Raw genomic sequence first — 2,285 nt, 5'->3', positions numbered from 1 at the left:
TCCACTCGAATTTCGTCAGCATTGGCGTGTCTGATCGCATTGGTTAATGCTTCCTGTCCAATCCGTAGTAGGTTATTCTCGACTTCAGTGGGGAGAGAATACACTGCACCCTCGATCTCATAGTGCAAAGTGGTATCCATTGCGGCAGCTCTAGTCTGAGCGATGAGACGATGTAGAGCGCTCTGTAGACTGCCTTCCTCTAAAAGCTGAGGACGCAGCGCCACGACCGATCTCCGCGCTTCACACAGTCCAGTTCGTGCCAATTCTTTGATCAGGTCTAGGTGTGCCCCAGTTGCTTCTACATCATCCGTTAGCACTTGTTTTGCCGCTCCCACCTGAGCCAGAATGCCTGTAAAGGACTGAGCGAGTGTGTCGTGAATTTCGCGCGCCATGCGGTTACGTTCTTCCACAATCGAGGCTGCTTCTGCTTGCTTTTGCAGCGTAATATCTCGCGCCAACCAAATCACCTGTTCGTGCCGAATCGGGGCAATGCGAGCCGAAAACCGGACTTCTCGTCTAGCTATCCACTGGCATTCAGTGTATTCAACGGTGAGTACTTGTTGGGTTTTCACCACCTGCTGAATATAATTCAGGAATTCATCAGCTTGTTCCTTGGCATAGAGTTGATGCAGTGTTTTACCAATATATTTCTCCCTATACTCCTCTCCATAGGATGGATTTCCGAGGAATATTGGGATTGCGTCGATCACTTGCCCTTCAGCATTGTAAACACACAGCGGATCGGGAATGGCTAAAAAGAGCGCTCGCAGTTCTGCTTCAGAGGCTTGCAGCGCGGCTTCTGCCTGTTTGCGATCGCTAATGTCCGCAATCACCCCTTCGATGTAGTCATCGTCTTCATTCAAATAAGAAGAGGAAAGTCCCCAGAACAATGTTCCATCTCGTTTTCGCATCTGTACTTCATAGCTTCGCACTTCCCCATCCCGCTTCAGCACCTCAATGGATTGTTGGTGATCGCTGGGACTTACAAAATAGTCGATGCAGTGTTCCAGCTCAATGATTTCTTCTGGTGAATCAAAGCCAAGCAGATTGGCAAGGCGTTGATTGGCATTGAGAATTAATCCATCCGAGAGGCGGGTGCGGAAGATGCCAACCTGTGAGTTTTCAAAGATAGCTCGGAACTTGGCTTCACTGCGTTGTAATGCCTCTTCTGCTTGCCTACGCTGGGTAGTGTCGCTGCCAACTGATAGGATTTCAACGACCTCTCCCTGGTCATTGAAGATGGCTTGATTCGACCAGACCATCCAAACTCGCCGACCGTCTCGACACAGGTTTTCACCCTCGCCTTGCGGGTACAGTTGAGGATTACGAAGTAAATCGTGAACCAATGGTTTGACATCGCGTCCAGAGGTTTCGATGTCTGGAATGATCGTTTCAAATACGGTTCGTCCTAGAATCTCATGTTCTTCATAGCCCAGAAGTTTCACCCCATAATCGTTGATGTATCGAATCCGTCCTTGCGTGTCATAGCGGATGATGATTGAATTCGCAGTTTGTAGCAGGTTGCGATAATTTGCTTCGCTTTGTCTCAATGCGGCTTCGGTTTGTTGACGTTCCGCGATCTCCTGCTGCAAAGCTTGAGTTCGCTCTTCTACTTTCCGTTCCAGTGTTTCAGCATAATCTGCTAACCGTTCATACAATCGAGCATTCTCCAGTGAAATTGCTGCCTGAGCCATCAACAGTTTAAGGACTTGTAAGCGATCGCTAGTAAACACTCCGGTACTGAGATTGTTCTCTAGATAAAGGATGCCGATCAACTGGCTTTGACTGAGAATGGGTAGACAGAGGAGCGATCGCGTCTGTTGCTTTTGAATGTAAGGATCAGTTGAAAAAGGCGATTCGCTGACCGCATCATCAAACACCAGCATTTCTTGAGTACGTTCTACTGAGTAAATGACGGGGACAGGAATCATTGCACAGTCGGCAACAGCAAGCTTTTCTAGGTCACACTGTCTACTTCCGCTACATTGAGCCATCACAGTGAGTTGATCCTCCTCTAGGAGAACCAAAGTACCAGTTTCGGCTCCTGCATTTTTGATTACCACCTGCATCAATGTGACAATCAATTGATCGAGATGGACCATTAAACTCTCCCCGACGAAGAACTGTCAGCGGTCTCCTAAAGTGTATCTCTTGCTAAAATCCAGAAAATTAGAAACTGTCAGAACTGAGTACTCAAATCACCGCTTTTTTTATCACTTTTTTGTATTGTAAGCTTCCTCTTCATTGCCTTCGATTAAATCGCTTGAAATAACTCTTCTAACTCA

At 47.3% G+C, this 2,285-nt stretch carries 1 protein-coding gene; it reads right to left on the bottom strand.

Annotated elements, in window-relative coordinates; translation table 11 throughout:
- Nucleotides 1-2,063: PAS domain S-box protein (locus H6G00_RS00100; protein WP_347278130.1), on the bottom strand; the 2,063-nt coding region annotated here is incomplete at its 3' end.
- Nucleotides 2,064-2,285: the final 222 nt, after the last annotated feature.

The sequence above is a fragment of the Leptolyngbya sp. FACHB-541 genome (assembly GCF_014695875.1).
Taxonomy (GTDB): Bacteria; Cyanobacteriota; Cyanobacteriia; order Elainellales; family Elainellaceae; genus JAAUTN01.
The sequence above is the reverse complement of the archived record's forward strand: the minus strand, read 5'-3'. Positions and strand labels throughout refer to the sequence as shown.